The following is a 17,771-nucleotide window of genomic DNA, read 5'->3' as shown; positions in this document are numbered from 1 at the left end:
GGGGGTGCTCCGCACCAGCCCGCAGCGGCGGCGTATGCGCAGGTCAGGTGGCTGGTGGGAGTCAGGAGCACTTCTTGTCGGACGGCGGCGGGGTGCCCTCCAGGAGGTACGTGTTGATGGCCGTGTCGATGCAGTCGCTGCCCCGGCCGTACGCCGTGTGGCCGTCGCCCTCGTAGGTGAGGAGGGTGCCGGAGGAGAGCTGGTCGGCCAGGGACTCGGCCCAGTGGTACGGGGTGGCCGGGTCGCGGGTGGTGCCGACCACGACGATGGGGGCGGCGCCCTCGGCCTTGATGCGGTGGGCGGTGCCGGTGGCCGGGGTGGGCCAGTAGGCGCAGTTCAGGGCGGCCCAGGCGAAGCCCTCGCCGAAGACCGGGGATGCCTTCTCGAAGGAGGGGAGGGCCTTGCTGACAGCCTGGGAGGTGGCGAAGGCGGGCGGGAGGTCGAGGCAGTTCACCGCGGCGTTGGCGTACATCAGGTTGGCGTACTTACCGCTCGGCTCGCGTTCGTAGTAGCTGTCGGCCAGGGCGAGCAGGCCGGAACCGTCGCCGGCCTGGGCGGCGGTCAGGGCCTCACGGAGCTGGGGCCAGGCCGTCTCGTCGTACATGGCGGCGATGACGCCCGTGGTGGCGAGGGATTCACCGAGCTCGCGGGACTCGCCCGTGGGGATCGGCTTGGCGTCCAGCTGCGTGAACAGCTTCTTCAGCCGGGTCGCCGCGTCGTCGGCGGACGTACTGCCGAGCGGGCAGTCCGACTGCTTCACGCAGTCCTGTGCGAAGGACTGGAACGCCGTCTCGAACCCCGCCGTCTGGTCCCGGTTCATCTCGATGGACGAGAGCGAGGGGTCCATCGCCCCGTCGAGGACCAGGCGGCCGGTCCGGCCGGGGTACAGCTCCGCGTACGTCGCGCCCAGGAACGTCCCGTACGAGGCCCCGACGTAGTTCAGGTGCTCGTCACCGAGCAGGGCACGCAGCATGTCCATGTCGCGGGCCGTCTCCACCGTCGAGACGTGCGGAAGGATCTCGCCGGACCGCTTCTCGCAGCCCGTGGCGAACTTCTTGAAGGCGCCGCTCAGCTTCGCGACCTCGGCGTCGTCGTCCGGGGTCTGGTCGACCTGCGTATAGGTGTCCATCTGGGCGCCGGTCAGGCACTCGACGGGCTCGCTGCGCGCCACGCCGCGCGGGTCGATGGCCACCATGTCGTAGCGGGCGCGCACCTGGGCGGGGTAGCCGATCCCCGCGTAGCCCTGGAGGTAGCCGATGGCCGATCCGCCGGGGCCGCCCGGGTTCACCAGGAGGGAACCGATCCGCTTGCCGGGACCGGTCGCCTTCTTCCGCGAGACGGCGAGCTTGATCTCGTCGCCGTCCGGTTTCGCGTAGTCGAGTGGCGCCTTCATCGTCGTGCACTGGAATCCGCTCACCCCGCAGTCCCGCCAGCTGAGGTGCTGTCCGTAAAACGGCTTCAGGGCCGCCGGCACGGCCGAGGGCGAGGCGGAGGGCGGCTGCGCGGAGGACGAGGCACCCGACGACGAGCTTCCGCTGCTGCACCCGGAGATGAGCAGGCCGGCAGTGCCGAGCGCGAGGGCGAGGGTGCGGAGCGGGCGCCTGGTGTCCATGCCCGGAGCGTAGCCGCCGCCCCGCCGTTCGCCCGATTCCCTGCTCTTTCGGGTGATTCGAGGGACGAGCAGGCCCCGTCAAGCGGCGGGACGATGACGCCCGATGCCCCGCCCCGGCCTCAGCCCGCGCGCAACGCCATCGTCATCGCCTCCACCGCAAGCAGCGGCGCCACATTGCGGTCCAGGGCGCGGCGGCAGGCCGACACCGCCTCGATGCGACGCAGCGTGCGCTCGGGGGTGGACGAGCGGGCGACGCGGTCCAGGGAGTCCTCGGCGTCGGCGTTGGCTATGGCGATCCGCGAGCCGAACTGCAGGGCGAGCACATCGCGGTAGAAGCCGGTCAGCTCGGTGAGCGCCAGGTCGAGGCTGTCGCGCTGGGTACGGGTCTTGCGGCGCTTCTGCTTGTCCTCCAGCTCCTTCATCACCCCCGCCGTGCCGCGCGGCATGCGGCCCCCGGCGCCAGCACCCAACGCCGCCTTCATGTCCTCGGTCTCCTTGGCGTCGACCTCCTCGGACGCCTGCCTCGCGTCCTCGGTCGCCGTGTCGATGAGCTCCTGCGCCGCCTTGAGACAGCCCCCGATGTCCTCGACGCGCAGCGGGAGCTTCAGCACGGCGGCCCGGCGCGCCCGGGCCCGTTCGTCGGTGGCGAGGCGGCGCGCCCTGCCGATGTGCCCCTGGGTGGCGCGGGCGGCGGCCGCGGCCCGCTCCGGATCGATGCCGCCCCGCCGGATCAGGACGTCGGCGACCGCGTCGACCGGCGGCGTACGCAACGTGAGGTGGCGGCACCGGGACCTGATCGTCGGCAGCACATCCTCCAGCGAGGGCGCGCACAGCAACCACACCGTGCGCGGCGCGGGCTCCTCGACCGCCTTCAGCAGGACGTTGCCCGCGCCCTCGGTGAGGCGGTCGGCGTCCTCCATGACGATGACCTGCCAGCGCCCGACGGCCGGCGAGAGCTGGGCGCGGCGCACCAGCTCCCGGGTCTCCTTCACACCGATGGAGAGCAGGTCGGTCCGGATCACGTCGACATCGGCGTGCGTACCGATGAGGCTGGTGTGGCAGCCGTCGCAGAAACCGCAGCCCGGCGCCCCGCCCAGGGCGCGGTCCGGGCTGGTGCACTGCAGGGCGGCGGCGAACGCCCGGGCGGCGGTGGAGCGCCCGGAGCCCGGCGGGCCGGTGAACAGCCAGGCGTGCGTCATCTTCGAGCCGGGCGGCACCGCCTCCCCCGCGGAGTCGGCGGTGACCAGCGCGTCGGCGTCCCGGGCGGCGGCACCGAGCTGTTCCTGTACCCGGTCCTGGCCGACCAGGTCGTCCCATACGGACATGGGTCACCGCCCTTCAGATATCTGCGGGCGCGCCACCGTCCCGTGAGGCGGCGGCGCGACCATGCGTGGCTCTCGTCGATCCGGCTTCCATTGTGGAGGACGGGTCTGACAATGCGGACGCCGATGGCCCCGCACCCGTTCGCGGGGCGGGGCCATCGGCGCATCCGGTCTCGGAGCCGTACCCGGCGTACGGTCAGCGGCGCGGCCGTCGCCCCCGGCCGCCCGAGGACTCCGGGCCCTCGTCGTCGTGACTGCCCAGCAGCTCGTCGGCCAGGGTGGGCAGGTCGTCCAGCGGGGTCTCCTCCGCCCAGTCGGGGCGGGGGCGTCGGGACCGGCGGGCGCGCGGCTGCTGGTCCTCGGCCTGCCGCGGATCCGCGTGCGGGTCGGTGATCTGCGGCAGCTCGCGGGTGCGCTCGTTCTCGCTCTCCGCCGCGGAGCCGGCCGGGCGCTCGTCCCGGAAGATGCCGCGCGGCACCCGGTCGGCGGGGTCGGACGCCCGTGCGCCACGGCGGCCGGAGCCCCGGCCCGCATCCCGTCCCGCGTCCTCACCCGCGCCCCGTCCGGCGTCCTCGCCTGCGTCCCGTACCGCCGGAAGCACCGTCGTCTCGTCGGCGGAGCCGGGGGGCTCCGGCGCGTCCGAGAACTTCGGCAGCATCGTCGTCTCGGCCTCGTCGGAGGACCGGTCCACCGGGGAGGGCACCGGCTGGGTGACCTCATTCGGGCTGACGTTCAAATTGGCATCCGGGCTGACGTTCGGATTGGCATCCGGGCTGACGATCGGGGTCGGCACCGTCAGCTCGTTGTCGGACCCGGACCCGGACCCGGTCCCGGCCCCGGTCCCGGTCCCGGTCCCGGACGCCGACGAGCCCCGGGAGTCACGCTCCTCGGCCTCCTGCCGCAGCCGGGCCTCCTCCGACTCCTGCCGCAGCCGAGCCGCCTCGGCCTCCTGAGCGGCCTGGGCACGAGCCCGTTCCGCGGCGGCCTCCGCCTCGGCCCGCGCTTCCGCTTCCGCCTGGCGGCGGGCGGCCTCGGCGCGCAGCAGGGCCTCTTCGGCCTTGCGCTGCTTCTCCAGCCGCTTGGCCTCGGCCTCCTGCCGCTGCCGGGCCTCTTCCTCCGCCTGGCGGCGCAGCCGGGCCTGTTCGGCCTCGTAAGCGGCTTCCTCGGCCTCGCGGCGGGCCCGTGCCTCCTCGGCGACCCGGCGGGCCTCCTCGGCACGCCGACGGGCTTCCTCCTCGGCGACCCGGCGAGCTTCCTCCTCGCGCTGCCGGGCTTCCTCCGCCTGGCGTTCGGCCTCGCGGCGGCGCGCTTCCTCCTCCTCGCGGCGCTTGCGCTCCTCCTCCTCGGCGCGGAGCTTGGCGAGCTGCTCCTGCCGTTCGCGCTCCAGGCGCTCTTCCTCCGCCTTGCGTGCGGCCTCTTCCTCGGCCCGGCGCCTGGCTTCCTCCTCGGCGGCCTTGCGGGCATCCTCGCGGGCCTTGATCTCGGCCTCGGAGAGCGGCAGGACCCGGTCGAGCCGGTGGCGTACGACGGTGGTGATCGACTCCGGGTCCTGCCCGGCGTCCACCACGAGGTAGCGCGTCGGGTCGGCGGCGGCCAGGGTCAGGAAGCCGGAGCGCACGCGGGCGTGGAACTCGGGCGGCTCGGACTCCAGCCGGTCGGGCGCCTCGGTGAACCGTTCCCTCGCGGTCTCCGGGGCGACGTCCAGGAGCACCGTCAGGTGGGGTACGAGTCCGCTCGTCGCCCAGCGCGAGATCCGGGCGATCTCGGTCGGCGCCAGGTCGCGGCCCGCGCCCTGGTAGGCGACGGACGAGTCGATGTAGCGGTCGGAGATGACGATCGCGCCGCGCTCCAGAGCCGGGCGGACGACCGAGTCGACGTGCTCGGCGCGGTCGGCGGCGTACAGCAGGGCCTCGGCACGGTTGGAGAGACCGGCCGACGACACGTCGAGCAGGATGGAGCGCAGCCGCTTGCCGACGGGGGTCGCACCCGGCTCGCGGGTGACGACGACCTCGTGGCCCTTGGCCCGGATCCACTCGGCGAGCACTTCGACCTGGGTGGACTTGCCGGCTCCGTCGCCGCCCTCCAGAGCGAGGAAGAAGCCGCTCGCGGCGGGTGCGACGGCCGGGTCGCCGCCGCGCAGCGCCTCGCGCAGGTCGCGCCGCAGCGGTACGCCGGAGCGGTCGTCCGTCTTCGCGAGGACGACCGCGGCGACCGGCAGCAGCAGGGCGCCGACCAGCATCAGGGTGAACGCCGCGCCGCCGTGGGCGAAGACGAAGTCGCCCACGGTCAGCCGGTGCGTGCCGATGGCCGCGGCCACCAGGGGCCCGCCGACCGCACCGAGTGCGATCAGGACCCGGACGACGGCCTGGAGGTGTTCGGTGGTCCTGGCCCGGCGGGTCTCCTCGGTCTCCTGGTCGACGAGGACATGACCGGTGTTCGCGGCGACGCCCGCCGCGTACCCGGCGAGTACGGCGAGCAGGACGACGGTCGCGGTGTCGGGCACCAGGCCCATCGCCAGGAGCGCGATACCCGTGACGGCGGTGGCCAGCGAGAGCAGCCGCCGCCGCGACAGGGTCGGCAGCACCTTCTGCGCGGTACGGATACCGACGCCGGTGCCGCCGGTCAGGGCGAGGATCAGCAGGGCGAGGGTGACGGAACCGCCGCCGAGGTCGGTGGCGTGCAGCACGGCGACCGCGGCCGCCGCGGCGATGACTCCGGCGACCGCCGCGCAGGTGGCGACGAGCAGCGGGATGGCTCCGGTGCGGCCCTTGTCGGGGCCGTTCCCCGTGGAAGGCCGTCGCAATCCCTCCAGCGGCGAGCGCGGGCGGGGCGTCTGCGTACCGGGCAGTTGCAGGAAGTACAGGGTGGAGACGGAGGCGGAGAACAGCCCGGCCGCGACGTACGAGCCGAGGGCCGCCTGGTGGAAGGAGAACCAGTCGAGGCCGGAGCCCAGCAGGTTGCCGATGACCGTGGCGACCAGCAGAACGGCCGCGGCGAGGGGAACCGCCGCGAAGTCCGTACGCAGGGAGAGCCGGCGCAGTGCGTCCAGGTGGTCCGGCAGCGGGCGTACGGCGGCGCCCTCGATCGGCGGGGCGGGCAGCAGCGCGGGGGCCGCGCTCTCCTTGGCGATCGTCCACAGGCGTTCGGCGGCCCCGGTCACGAAGACCGTGACCAGGATCATCGTGAGCGCGTTGGCGGGCGTCCAGTCGATCCACAGCGGCGCGACGATCAGCAGCGCGAGCCGCAGCCCGTCCGCCCCGATCATCAGCCACCGCCGGTCGACCGGCCCGCCCGGCGCGGTGAGGGACGTCAACGGCCCCAGAAGTACGGCTCCGAAGAGCAAGGTGGAAATAATCCGGGCCCCGAACACGGCGGCGACGGCAAAAGCCGCACCTCGGTATCCGGTCCCGAATGAGCCCTCGAGGACCGCCGCTTGCAGCGACAGCAACACCAGCACGAGAAGGGCGAGTGCATCGCCGGTACTGCCGACGAGCTGGGCGCTCCACAACCGCTTCAGCGGGGGAACACGCAACAGGGCTCGTACGGCGCGCTCGCGTGAGTCTGCGGCAAGTGTGTCGGAGGTGGGGCTCACGACCGTAGGCTGCTCGGCTCGCGTCATCCGCCCAGCCTATCGGGACGGTCCCCCGACCCGTGTCCCGCATCCGAACATACGCCCACACCCGCCCCGGGGGGCTTGGGCCAGAACCCCGCCTCAGCCCCCCGACGCGCTACTTCCCAACCCTGCCGACGCGCTACCCGCAGCCCCGCCGGCGTTTGAGGCGCGGGGCCCCGGGCAGAGCCCCGCCCTCACCCAGCCCCGCCGGCGTTTGAGGCGCAGGGTCCGGGGCGGAGCCCCGCCCTCGCCCAGCCCCGCCGGCGTTTGAGGCGCGAGGTCCCGGGAAAAGCCCCACCTTCACCCAGCCCCGCCGGCGTTTGAGGCGCGAGGTCCGGGGCGGAGCCCCGGTTTCGGGAAGGGGCGGGGAGGGGAGGGCCGCCGCAGGCGCCACCCCGCAGCCCCGCCCATCGGTCCGCACCCCACGCCGTCAGTCCTCCGAAGCCACAGCCTTCTTCGCAGCCCCCGCAGCCTTCTTCACGGCCGCCTTCTTCGCCGTCGTCTTCGCCGTCGTCTTCGCCGTCGTCTTCGCCGTCGTCTTCTTAGCCGCAGTCTTCTTCGCAGCCCCCGCAGCCTTCTTCGCAGGAGCCTTCTTAGCCGCGGCCTTCTTCGCGGTCTTCTTCGCCGGCCCCTTGGCCCGCTTCTCGGCGAGGAGCTCGTACCCCCGCTCCGGCGTGATGTCCTCGACGCTGTCTCCGGTGCGCAGCGTCGCGTTCGTCTCGCCGTCGGTGACGTACGCGCCGAAGCGCCCGTCCTTCACGACGACCGGCGCCCCGCTCACCGGGTCGGTGCCCAGCTCCTTCAGCGGCGGCTTGGCCGCGGCCCGTCCCCGCTGCTTCGGCTGCGCGTAGATGGCGAGCGCCTCTTCGAGCGTGATGTCGAAGAGCTGGTCCTCGGAGGTGAGCGACCGCGAGTCGGTGCCCTTCTTGAGGTACGGCCCGTAACGGCCGTTCTGCGCGGTGATCTCGACGCCTTCGGCGTCCTCGCCGACCACCCGCGGCAGCGACATCAGCTTGAGCGCGTCGGCCAGCGTCACCGTGTCCAGCGACATCGACTTGAACAACGACGCCGTCCGCGGCTTCACCGCGTTCTTGCCGGTCTTCGGCGTGCCCTCGGGCAGCACCTCCGTGACGTACGGCCCGTAGCGCCCGTCCTTGGCGATGATCTGGTTCCCGCTCACCGGGTCCGTGCCGAGTTCGAAGTCGCCGCTCGGCTTGGCGAGCAGCTCCTCCGCGTACTCGACGGACAGCTCGTCGGGGGCCAGGTCCTCGGGGACGTCCGCGCGCTGGTGGCCCTCGGCGTCCTTCTCGCCCCGCTCGATGTACGGGCCGTACCGCCCGACGCGAAGCTTGATGTCGTTGCCGACAGGGAACGACGAGATCTCCCGGGCGTCGATCGCACCGAGGTCGGTGACGAGTTCCTTGAGGCCGCCGAGGTGGTCGCCGTCACCGTTGCCCGCGTCGGAGGCCGCACCCGCACCGGCCGCGCCGTCCCCGTCCTGCGCGCCGAAGTAGAACCGCTTCAGCCACGGCACGGACTGGGCCTCACCGCGTGCGATGCGGTCGAGGTCGTCCTCCATGCGGGCCGTGAAGTCGTAGTCCACAAGCCGGCCGAAGTGCTTCTCCAGCAGGTTGACCACGGCGAACGACAGGAACGACGGCACCAGGGCCGTGCCCTTCTTGAACACGTAGCCGCGGTCGAGAATCGTCCCGATGATCGACGCGTACGTCGACGGGCGGCCGATCTCGCGCTCTTCGAGCTCCTTGACCAGCGATGCCTCGGTGTAACGGGCCGGCGGCTTCGTCGCGTGGCCGTCGACCGAGACCTCGTCGGCGGACAGCGCGTCGCCCTCGGTGACCTGCGGCAACCGCCGCTCGCGGTCGTCGAGCTCGGCGTTCGGGTCGTCGGCGCCTTCGACGTACGCCTTCATGAAGCCGTGGAAGGTGATCGTCTTGCCGGACGCGGAGAACTCGGCGTCCCGGCCGTCGCTCGCCCGGCCGCCGATCTTGACGGTGACGGAGTTACCGACCGCGTCCTTCATCTGGGAGGCGACGGTCCGCTTCCAGATCAGCTCGTAGAGCCGGAACTGGTCGCCGGTGAGACCGGTCTCGGCAGGCGTGCGGAAGCGGTCGCCGGAGGGGCGGATCGCCTCGTGCGCCTCCTGCGCGTTCTTGACCTTGCCGGCGTACGTGCGCGGCTTGTCGGGCAGGTAGTTCGCCCCGTACAGCTGCGTGACCTGCGCCCGTGCCGCGGCGACCGCGGTCTCCGAGAGGGTCGTGGAGTCCGTACGCATATAAGTGATGAAGCCGTTCTCGTACAGCTTCTGCGCGACCTGCATGGTCGCCTTCGCCCCGAAGCCCAGCTTCCGGCTCGCCTCCTGCTGGAGGGTCGTCGTACGGAAGGGGGCGTACGGGGAGCGGCGGTACGGCTTCGACTCGACGGACCGCACGGCGAACGCGGAGTCGGCGAGCGCGGCGGCCAGCGCGCGGGCGTTCGTCTCGTCCAGGTGCAGCGTCTGGCCGGAGGCGGACTTGAGCTGCCCGTCCGGACCGAAGTCGCGGCCCTGGGCGATCCGGCGTCCGTCGACGGCGCTGAGCCGGGCCGTGAGCGTCGAGGGGTCAGAGGCTCCCCCAGACTCCGTCCGGGGAGACCCCTCTCCGCTCCGCCCGGTGGCGAACGTACCGGTCAGGTCCCAGTACTCGGCGGAGCGGAAGGCGATGCGCTCGCGCTCCCGCTCGACGACGAGCCGGGTGGCGACGGACTGGACGCGGCCCGCCGAGAGCTTCGGCATGACCTTCTTCCACAGGACCGGCGAGACCTCGTAGCCGTAGAGGCGGTCGAGGATGCGGCGGGTCTCCTGGGCGTCGACCATGCGCTGGTTCAGCTCGCGCGGGTTGGCGACGGCGGCCCGGATCGCGTCCTTGGTGATCTCGTGGAAGACCATCCGGTGGACCGGGACCTTGGGCCGCAGGACTTCCTGGAGGTGCCACGCGATGGCTTCGCCCTCGCGGTCCTCATCGGTGGCGAGGAAGAGTTCGTCGGACTCGGCCAGCAGCTGCTTCAGCTTCCTGACCTGGGCCTTCTTGTCTGCGTTGACGACGTAGATCGGCTGGAAGTCGTGCTCGACGTCCACGCCGAGCCGGCGCACCTCGCCGGTGTACTCGTCGGGCACCTCGGCGGCGCCGTTCGGGAGGTCGCGGATGTGCCCGACGCTCGCCTCGACGACGTATCCGGGGCCGAGATAGCCCTTGATCGTCTTCGCCTTGGCAGGCGACTCGACGATGACGAGTCGGCGGCCGCCCTGTGCGGTCTCGCTGGTCGGGGACAACTTCGCTCTTCTCTCCGGTCGACGCTCGGTGGGCATCAGGGCAGCGCGATGACGCTGCCGACAGTGCTGTCGCTGCGGAGTGTGACGGTACAACCCGCCCCCGTGTCAAACGGCAAAAGCCCGCAACGGCCACTCGAACGGTAACCCGACTTCCGCCATTCCTGCCGCCCGGCCCGCTCGGTCCACCCCGGGCACGGCCGCTGCCTGCGGGTTTCGGCGCCGCTCCGGCCGCCCTGCGGGGGCCGGGGACGAGGGGCGGGCGCCCCGGGCGTGTTCCCGGCGGCGCCGGGGACGCCCGGGCGCACCGGTCGCCCGGGGCGGCCCCGGGGTCAGACGCGGCCGAAGCACCACACCCCGAGGACGAGGAAAACTACGCCGAACACAGTGGCGAGTGCGGTGGAGACGGCGGGGCTCACCCGGTACGCGACCGGCGCGCGGTGCAGCACGCGCGCCCCCGTCCACAGCAGCAGTGCCGCACCGAACAGCGCGAACGCCGTTCCGGCGAAGACTGCGGGTCCGCTCTCCATCCCCTACGCCTCCCTCTTCCCCCGGTTTCCCAGGGAGGCTCCCACCGCACGGCGTCACAGACGCCGACACGGGGTGAACAGCAGAACGCGCCGGTGGTGAACAGCAGAACGCACCGGCAGGACGGCGGAGGGACAGGGCCCCGGCCATGGCCGAATTCACACGCCGAGCGCCCGCTACATTTCTCACGTCGCGTCCCTCACGTCGCGTCCCTCACGTCGCGTCCCTCACATCGCGTCGAGCGTCGCGCGCCGCCTGCTCCCCCGTTCGAACACCGCGAGCATCAGGACGGCGAGCAGCGCGTACCCCGCCCCGTCACGAACTCCGCCGCGACGCCCCGGCGGTCGAACCCGGCACCGGCGGACAACTGACGTGCCGCGTCGGCCGCGTGAGTCAGCGGCAGTACGTCCCCGAGGGCCCGCATCCACCCCGGCAGTTTCTCCCGGGGCACGTTGGCACCGGTCAGCAGCAGGAGCACGGAACTGGCCACGTTCGATACGAGGAACACATCGCGGAACCGCAGTCCCAGCGCCCCCAGCGCCAGCCCGAAGGCGGAGCACCCCGCGGCGGCGGCGAACAGGACCGCGCCGAGCCCCGGAACGGCCGCAACCGGAATACGCAGGCCGAGCAGGAGGCAGGCGGCGCAGAGCGTGAAGACGCTGATGACGAGGCCGTTCAGCACATACGGGAGCGCGCGTCCGAACCAGAGCGGAGCCCGGTTCCGCGGGCTGAGCAGCACCGCGCCGAGCGTCCCGTACCGCCGCTCGTTGGCGATGGCCATCGTGCCGCCGTAGACACAGGCGGTCGACGCGGAGATGACGGCGTTGCCCAGCAGATAGAACCGGTCGTCGGCGACGTGGAGCTGCCGTCCCAGGAAGACGAAGAAGAGAAGTTGCAGCAGCGGGCCGACGAGCAGGGTGCCGATGAACATGGGCGGCGTCGTCCAGCTGAAGAGCGCCCGGTAGGACAGGGCGCCACCGACCACCACGAGCCGCGACGCGGAAACGATCCGCCGGTAGAGGCTCGGGGCGCGATACGGGGGTGTGGGGCCAGGCTTCATGTGCGGGGTACGGGCGTTCGCGTTCATGCGGCCATTCCTGGGTGGAACGGGGGCGGGTTCGGGACTTCCGGGCTTCCGGGCTTCCGGGCTTCCGGGCTTCCGGGCCGGGTCTTCGCGCGCGTCGGGCGGCCCGGGTTCTCCGGCAAAGGAGAGGGTCGCGGCGGCGCGGGCGCGCTGTTCGACCCGCCCCAGAACGAGGACGGCGAGCAGCGCGCCGAGCCCGAGGGCCACGCCCATGGGCACCAGCACCTCACCGGCTCCCGCGCTACCGGAGGTCGCCGCGTGCACCGCGCGGGAGCCCCAGGTGGTGGGCAGCGCCCAGGAAACCGGACTCGTCCAGCCCGGCAGCGCGGTGATGGGCACGAGCATCCCGGACAGCAGCCACACGGGCGCGTCCAGCGGGTGGGCCAGCGCGTTCGCGTTGCGCAACAGCACGAACGTGGTGGCGAGCAGCAGCCCCATCACCCCGAGCACGAGCACGCAGACCGGGACTGCGGCCAGGAAGAGCACCGGATGCGCGAAGTCGAGCGGCACGTCGAACAGCACGGCTGCCCGGACCACCGTCGCGCCCATGGCGTACGTGCCGATGACGGCGGTGGCCAGGGCGATGGGCAGCAGGACGAGGGAGAGCGGGGTGGGCGAGGCGACGAGCGTCTCCAGCGTGCCGAGCCAGCGCTGATTCTGCACGGCTCCGCCCGACCCGAAGAGCACCGAGGACCAGATGCCCATCAGCCCGGCGCCGACGGCCGCCGTGAGCAGCCCGTCGGGGTCGTCGGCGGCGCGGAAGAGATAGACGGAGAGGGTCGCGTACACCAGGGGCACGAGAACGGCGAAGGTGATTTCGAGCGGCGACCGGCTCATGTACGAGACGTGCGTACGCACGCCGACGAGGATCAGGCGAAGGGCCCTGACGAAGCTCATGCCACAACCTCGCCGTCGACACGTCCGGCTTCCGCACGCGCACACTCAACGGCTTCCGCATCGGCCGCCCCGGGGTGCGCGGTTGTGTGATGCGCGGCCTCCGGGTGCGCGGCCTCGGCCCGCCCGGGCGCATGGGGCGTCTCGGGGCGCACGGCCACCGGATCCGCGGCCTCGGCCGACCCGGGCGCATGGGGCGTCTCGGGGCGCACGGCCACCGGATCCGCGGCCTCGGCCGACCCGGGCGCATGGGGCGTCTCGGGGCGCACGGCCACCGGATCCGCGGCCTCGGCCGACCCGGGCACCCCGGCCTGCCCAGGCACCCCGGCCCCTCGCGCAACCCGGCCCCTTCGCGCGCCTCGGCGCGCCCGCGCGCCGCCTCCGCGTCCGCCTCCTCCACGATCGCGATGTACGCGTGCTCCAGCGTGGGTTCGCGGATGACGACCCGTCCGACCCGGACGCCGTCGAGCGCGGCCAGCACCTGGGCGTGCAGATCCGCGCCGCACTCCGTCTGCACGATGACGGCCTGTCGGCTCCCCCGGTTCTCGGCGGCCACCCCATGAACGCCCGCCACGGCACGGATGCGATCGAGGTGCTCCTCGCCGGCCCCGTACGCCTCGATCTCCAGGATGTCGCGTTCCTGGACGCGCGACTTGAGCCGGTCCGGCGTGCCCAGGGCCCGGATCGTGCCGCCGGCGATGACCGCGATCCGATCACACAGCTCATCGGCCTCCGCCATGTAATGCGTGGTCAGCGACACGGTGGTGCCGCCGGCCCGCAGATCGGCGACGGTACGGCGCAGATCGCGCGCCGCCACCGGGTCCACGCCGATCGACGGTTCGTCGAGGAACAGGACATCCGGCCGGTGCGGCAGGCCGCGCGCCACCTCGAAGGTGATCCCGCGCACGGCTTCGGTCTCGGTGCGGCGCGGACGCAGGAAACCGGCCCGGCTGGTGTAGGTGCGGCGCAGGTTCTTCGCCTCGGTCGCAAGCATGGCGCGGACGCCAGGCCCGGCCCTGCCGCCCCGCCATCAGTTCGGAACGGCCCGAATCGTGAGCCCCGCCTCGGCCTCCGCGCCTGCGCCCCTCAGGACACCGCGCGCAGCACGTCCTCCCCCGACAGCAGCGCGAGGAGGGCGCGGCCGGTGTCGGTGAGCTGGTAGTACACGCTGCGCCCGGCCCGGTGCCGGGTGACGACATCGGCCTCGGCGAGGACGGACAGGTGCTCTGAGACCGTGCTCGGCGCGAGCCCCAGCCGGTCGGCTATCCCGGCCGTGGTAAGCGGTCCGCCGAGCTGCCGCAGGACCGAGGCGCGGCCGCGTCCCAGCAGCAGTCCGAGCCGGTCGCCGCTGTCCGCCCGTTCCGCGGGCCGCTCACGCAGGGCTCCCGCGCCACGGGCCTGGAAGGACACCGTCAGGCCGTCGGGGTCGTCGGTGGAGTAGAGTCGGCAGCCCTCCGCGAAGACGAGGGGTACGAGCAGCAGCCGCCGCTCCCCCGCCCGGTACTCGGCGTCGATGTGCTTCGTCAGCTCCAGGACGGGCGGCTCCCACTTGGCCCGGCTCTCCAGCCCGGTGAAGAGCGCGTCCACACCCTCGGTGGCGAAGGTGCGGGCCCGTATGAGCACCTCGTCCTCGACCAGGCGGCGCATGACGGGCCAGTGAGGGGCCATCGCCCCTTCCCAGTACGCGGCATACGCATCGGCGAGCGCCCCGCAGGCGGCCTCGGGTCGGCGAGGTACGGGCGCACGTGCGGGTGGTCCTCGAGCCCCGCGTAGTGCTCGGCGACTCCGGCCCGTACGACCTCGGCCGGGGTGGCCCGGATGGTGTCGAGCTCCGTCTCGACGGATGCTGCACCGGCCGGCCGGGGCAGCAGGAAGTCCGGGAACTGGTGCGGCCCGTCGACCAGCAGCCGGAGCACATGCGTCCGGTCGTCCTCGCGCAGCACCTCGCGGGCGCGCACCACCCATTCCTCGTAGGGGCGGGAGGGATGGCGGTGCGGCATCGCGAGACGGAGGCTGCAGAAGGCGTCCCACAGGGGGCTGATGGCGATCCGGGTCGCGCCGAGCGACGCCTCGTCCAGCCCGATCCGGATCATCCGGCCACCTGCCCGCCCGGGGGCAGCGGCTCCAGGAAGCCCTCTTCGACCAGCAGCCGGATGGCCTGCGGGGTGCGGTCCCGCAGCAGCACCGGGTCCTCGTTCATCAACTGGGCGATGGCGTCCAGGATGCGTCCGGCGGGCAGCGAGCCGTCGCACACGCCCGCGAACCCCGCGCCCACCGCGTCGACCTTCGTCGCCCGCCGCATGCCGCGGTTCTGACGGAGCACCACATGCTCCGGGTCCTCCGCGCCGGGGAGCCCGACCTGCTCCTGCACCACCTCGGCGGCCAGGGTGAAGTGCGCGGCCAGGAGCGCCGCGTCGTCCTGCTCCCGCAGGTAGTCCTGGCGGGCGAAGTGCGCCTCTACGGCGGGGCCGAGCGGCTGCTCCACCGCGTGCGGCCACTCCTCGATCACGATGGAGGGTTCACCGGCGGCGGCCGCGGCGGACTTCCGCAGCGTGATCCAGCCGAAGCCGACACCCTTCGCCCGGCGGGCCTCGAACTCGTCCAGCCAGGCGTCGTACCGCGCCTCGTACTCCGCCGGGTCCGTGCGGTGGTCGCCGCTGTCGCGCAGCCACAGCTCGGCGTACTGCGTGACGTCCTGGACCTCGCGCTGCACGATCCAGGCATCGCAGCCGTCCGGCACCCAGGAACGCACCCGGTCCTGCCACTCCTCGCCCTCGGTGTGCTGCCAGTTGGCCAGGAAGTGGGCGAAGCCGCCCTCGTTGAGCCGGTCGCCCGTCTGCTGCACGAGGGTCCGGCACAGGTCGTCACCGGACATGCCGCCGTCCCGGTAGGTGAGCCGGGCGCCGGGCGAGATGACGAAGGGCGGATTGGAGACGATCAGGTCGAAGGTCTCGGCGCCGACCGGCTCGTACAGGGAGCCCTCACGCAGATCGGCCGGAGCGGCGCCCGACAGGGCGAGGGTGAGCCGGGCGAACGCGAGGGCACGCGGATTGAGGTCGGTGGCCGTGACCCTCGTGGCGTGCTGCGCGGCGTGCAACGCCTGGATGCCGGAGCCCGTACCGATATCGAGGGCGGAGGCGACCGGCCGGCGGACGGTGATCCCGGCCAGGGTGGTGGACGCCCCGCCGATACCGAGGACGACGCCCTTCTCGCGCGAACCGATACCGCCTGCACCGCCCACGGCGCAGCCGAGGTCGGAGACGATGAACCAGTCCTGCCCTTCCGGCCCGCTGTACGGCCGCACGTCGACGGTCGCCCGCACTTCGCCGTCCGTCTCGGTCAGCCACCCGTCCGCCACGCACTCCGCCAGCGGCAGCACGGCGGCGGCTCGCCCGGCCGGGACGGGGCGCTGGAGCAGGAAGAGCCGCACCAGCGTGTCGAGCGGTGCCTCGCCCCGCGTGGCCCGCAGCGCCGGAACCGTCTCGCTGCGGGCGAGCGCGGCGTAGGCGGGCGCGCCGAGCAGGTCGAGGAGCCCGTCGGCGGTGAAGGCGGCGGCGAGCAGGGCTTCGCGGAGCCGGGGCGTGTGGTCTGCCGCGGGCAGGTCTGCTGCGAAAAGGCTGGTCTTACTCACGTGGCCCATTGTGAGGGGTCCCACTGACAACGGCAGCGGCCCGGCCGCCGCCCTGCGCGTTCCAGGGGGTGCCGGGCCGCTCGCCCGAGGTCCACCGGCCGTGACGGCCGGCCTTCGTCCGTCGGTTACGCCTTCTTGCTGGGCGACACTGACGGGGACACGGAGGGCGACGCTTCCTTCGACGGCTCGGAGTCGTCCGACGAGCCGGCCGAGGGCGAGGCCGACGCGGTCGGCTTCTGGCAGCCCTCCTGCTTGGCCATGGCGGTGCCGACCTCGCCGGACTGGAGCTTCTTCAGTGCCTGGTCGCCGTTGGTGCTGATCTTGTTCAGTTCGTCGGCGATGCCCTTGAGGCCGTCGGCGAACTTCGCCTGGTCCTTCGTCTCCAGGGCGTCGACCTTCTTCTGCAGCTTCGCGTAGGCGGCGGAGGAGGCGTTGAGCTCCTTCACGGCCTCCTTCTGCGTGGTCTCGCCGTTATCGACGGGCGGCGGACCCGCCGATTCGACGGCCGAGCCCAGCGCCTTGTACGCCTGCGCAATCTGCTGGAAGGCGGCCGAGTCGGTCTCCTGGACGTCGGCGGGCTTGCTGTTGTCGGCGGTCTGCTGCTGGATGGAGGCGTTGGCGTTCGCGATCTTCTGCAGCTGGGGCTGGACCTGGTCGCAGACCTTCTCGGCCCAGTCGTTCACCTTGTTGTCGCTGTCGTCGCTGCAGCCCGACAGCGTCAGTACCAGTACCGCACCGCCGGACAGCGCGGCTGCAAGCTTCTTGTTCACCGGATTGGTCCCTTCCAAGGCTCTCGGCCCCGGAACTTACACGCCGAACGCCCTCCATCCGGGTGCCAGTCGTCCGATAGGACACCTTTTGCAGCCATTTGCACCAAGGGAAAGAAGGGAGATACAACTCACCCACACGGCCCCCACCCACGGGAACACGCGAACGAACCACCACTCGTACGAGGAAAACCGAGAGGCCGCACGCAGGCGCGGAGGGCGAACGCCCCCTCAAACTGCTGCGTCAGTCCGGTTGCTGATGAGCGATCACCTGCTCCCTCGCGTGGCGCGATGAGCAGTACGGCGACGGCGACCACGGCAATTGACCGAGTTCCCCCATTGGCCAGATGCAGTAACGGCGCAGAAGCGTTTCCGCCGGATCACCGATCGGGCAGAAATGAGAAAGGCCCTGCTCAGCAGGGCCTTGGGAAGCCTGAGGAGGCTCGGGAAGAGCCGCACGGACCGAACCGGGGTGCGCTGCTCAGGGCAGTACGGCCACCGGCGTCTTGGGCCAGCTCATCCGGATCACTCCGCCGTCCGCACCGGACCTGACCTCCACGTCGTCGACGAGACCGCTGATGACCGCGAGGCCCATCTCGTCCTCGTCGTCGGCCTCCGGCTCGGGCCCGTCGAGCCCTCCGCCGGACACGACACCGCGTCGCCCGGAAACCCCGCCGGGCACCGAGCCGTCCGCTCCGGGCCCCGGCACCTCGTCACCGACCTCGATGGAGAACGCCTTCTCCTCCTCGATCAGGAAGACCGCGACAGGAGCCGTGATGCCATGGCTGCGGTGCAGCCCGACGGCCCGGCTGCACGCCTCCCCCACGGCGAGGCGGACCTCGTCGAGCACGGCCTCGTCGACTCCGGCCCGGCGCGCCACGGCCGCCGCCACGAGACGGGCGGTCCTGACGTGTTCGGGCTGGGCGCTGAATCGGAGTTCAACGGTGGCCATGCGATCCCCCTCGAACGTACGTGTGTGCATGCCAGAAACGGAC

At 72.5% G+C, this 17,771-nt stretch carries 11 protein-coding genes; 1 reads left to right on the top strand and 10 read right to left on the bottom strand.

Annotated features, from left to right (window positions below):
• Positions 1-61 precede the first annotated feature (61 nt).
• The 6 genes from E6R18_RS00960 to E6R18_RS34570 all read right to left on the bottom strand — a co-directional run bounded on the left by E6R18_RS00960 (position 62) and on the right by E6R18_RS34570 (position 12,381).
• On the bottom strand, positions 62-1,612 hold the full coding sequence (locus E6R18_RS00960; protein WP_136314880.1) for an alpha/beta hydrolase: 1,551 nt from the start codon (positions 1,610-1,612) through the stop codon (positions 62-64).
• 119 nt (positions 1,613-1,731) lie between these two features.
• Complete coding sequence (locus E6R18_RS00955; RefSeq protein ID WP_136314879.1) at positions 1,732-2,937, bottom strand: DNA polymerase III subunit delta'; 1,206 nt, start codon at positions 2,935-2,937, stop codon at positions 1,732-1,734.
• A gap of 193 nt (positions 2,938-3,130) precedes the next feature.
• Complete coding sequence (tmk, locus tag E6R18_RS00950; RefSeq protein ID WP_206308177.1) at positions 3,131-6,553, bottom strand: dTMP kinase; 3,423 nt, start codon at positions 6,551-6,553, stop codon at positions 3,131-3,133.
• Positions 6,554-6,977: 424 nt separating this feature from the next.
• Positions 6,978-9,875 (bottom strand): type I DNA topoisomerase, encoded by a 2,898-nt coding sequence (gene topA, locus E6R18_RS00945; protein WP_136314878.1) that lies wholly within the window; start codon positions 9,873-9,875, stop codon positions 6,978-6,980.
• Between the two features lie 329 nt (positions 9,876-10,204).
• A complete protein-coding gene (locus E6R18_RS00940; protein WP_136314877.1) occupies positions 10,205-10,402 on the bottom strand; it encodes a hypothetical protein in 198 nt (65 codons plus the stop codon).
• Positions 10,403-10,683: 281 nt separating this feature from the next.
• A complete protein-coding gene (locus E6R18_RS34570) occupies positions 10,684-12,381 on the bottom strand; it encodes an ABC transporter permease (RefSeq protein ID WP_240799543.1) in 1,698 nt (565 codons plus the stop codon).
• A gap of 412 nt (positions 12,382-12,793) precedes the next feature.
• Between E6R18_RS34570 and E6R18_RS34360 the strand changes: the two genes are divergently transcribed.
• Positions 12,794-13,540, top strand: coding sequence for a hypothetical protein (locus E6R18_RS34360; RefSeq protein ID WP_206308176.1), 747 nt, complete (start codon positions 12,794-12,796; stop codon positions 13,538-13,540).
• On the opposite strand, the gene E6R18_RS34565 is transcribed toward E6R18_RS34360, so the two are convergent.
• The 4 genes from E6R18_RS34565 to E6R18_RS00905 form a co-directional block, all read right to left on the bottom strand.
• Entirely contained in the window at positions 13,465-14,046 is a 582-nt protein-coding gene (locus tag E6R18_RS34565; protein WP_240799542.1) for a helix-turn-helix domain-containing protein, read from the bottom strand. The genes E6R18_RS34360 and E6R18_RS34565 overlap by 76 nt on opposite strands.
• A 421-nt stretch (positions 14,047-14,467) precedes the next feature.
• Positions 14,468-16,018 carry a class I SAM-dependent methyltransferase gene (locus E6R18_RS00915; protein WP_136314876.1) on the bottom strand — a complete coding sequence of 517 codons (1,551 nt, stop codon included), beginning with the start codon at positions 16,016-16,018 and terminating at the stop codon, positions 14,468-14,470.
• A gap of 116 nt (positions 16,019-16,134) precedes the next feature.
• Positions 16,135-16,779, bottom strand: coding sequence for a small secreted protein (locus E6R18_RS00910; protein ID WP_136314875.1), 645 nt, complete (start codon positions 16,777-16,779; stop codon positions 16,135-16,137).
• Positions 16,780-17,257: 478 nt separating this feature from the next.
• Positions 17,258-17,728: an ATP-binding protein gene (locus E6R18_RS00905; RefSeq protein ID WP_136314874.1), complete on the bottom strand. Its 471-nt coding sequence runs from the start codon at positions 17,726-17,728 to the stop codon at positions 17,258-17,260.
• Positions 17,729-17,771: the final 43 nt, after the last annotated feature.

The sequence above is a fragment of the Streptomyces sp. A1277 genome, assembly GCF_004795015.1.
Taxonomy (GTDB): Bacteria; Actinomycetota; Actinomycetes; order Streptomycetales; family Streptomycetaceae; genus Streptomyces.
This window is presented reverse-complemented; position numbering and strand designations above follow the sequence as displayed.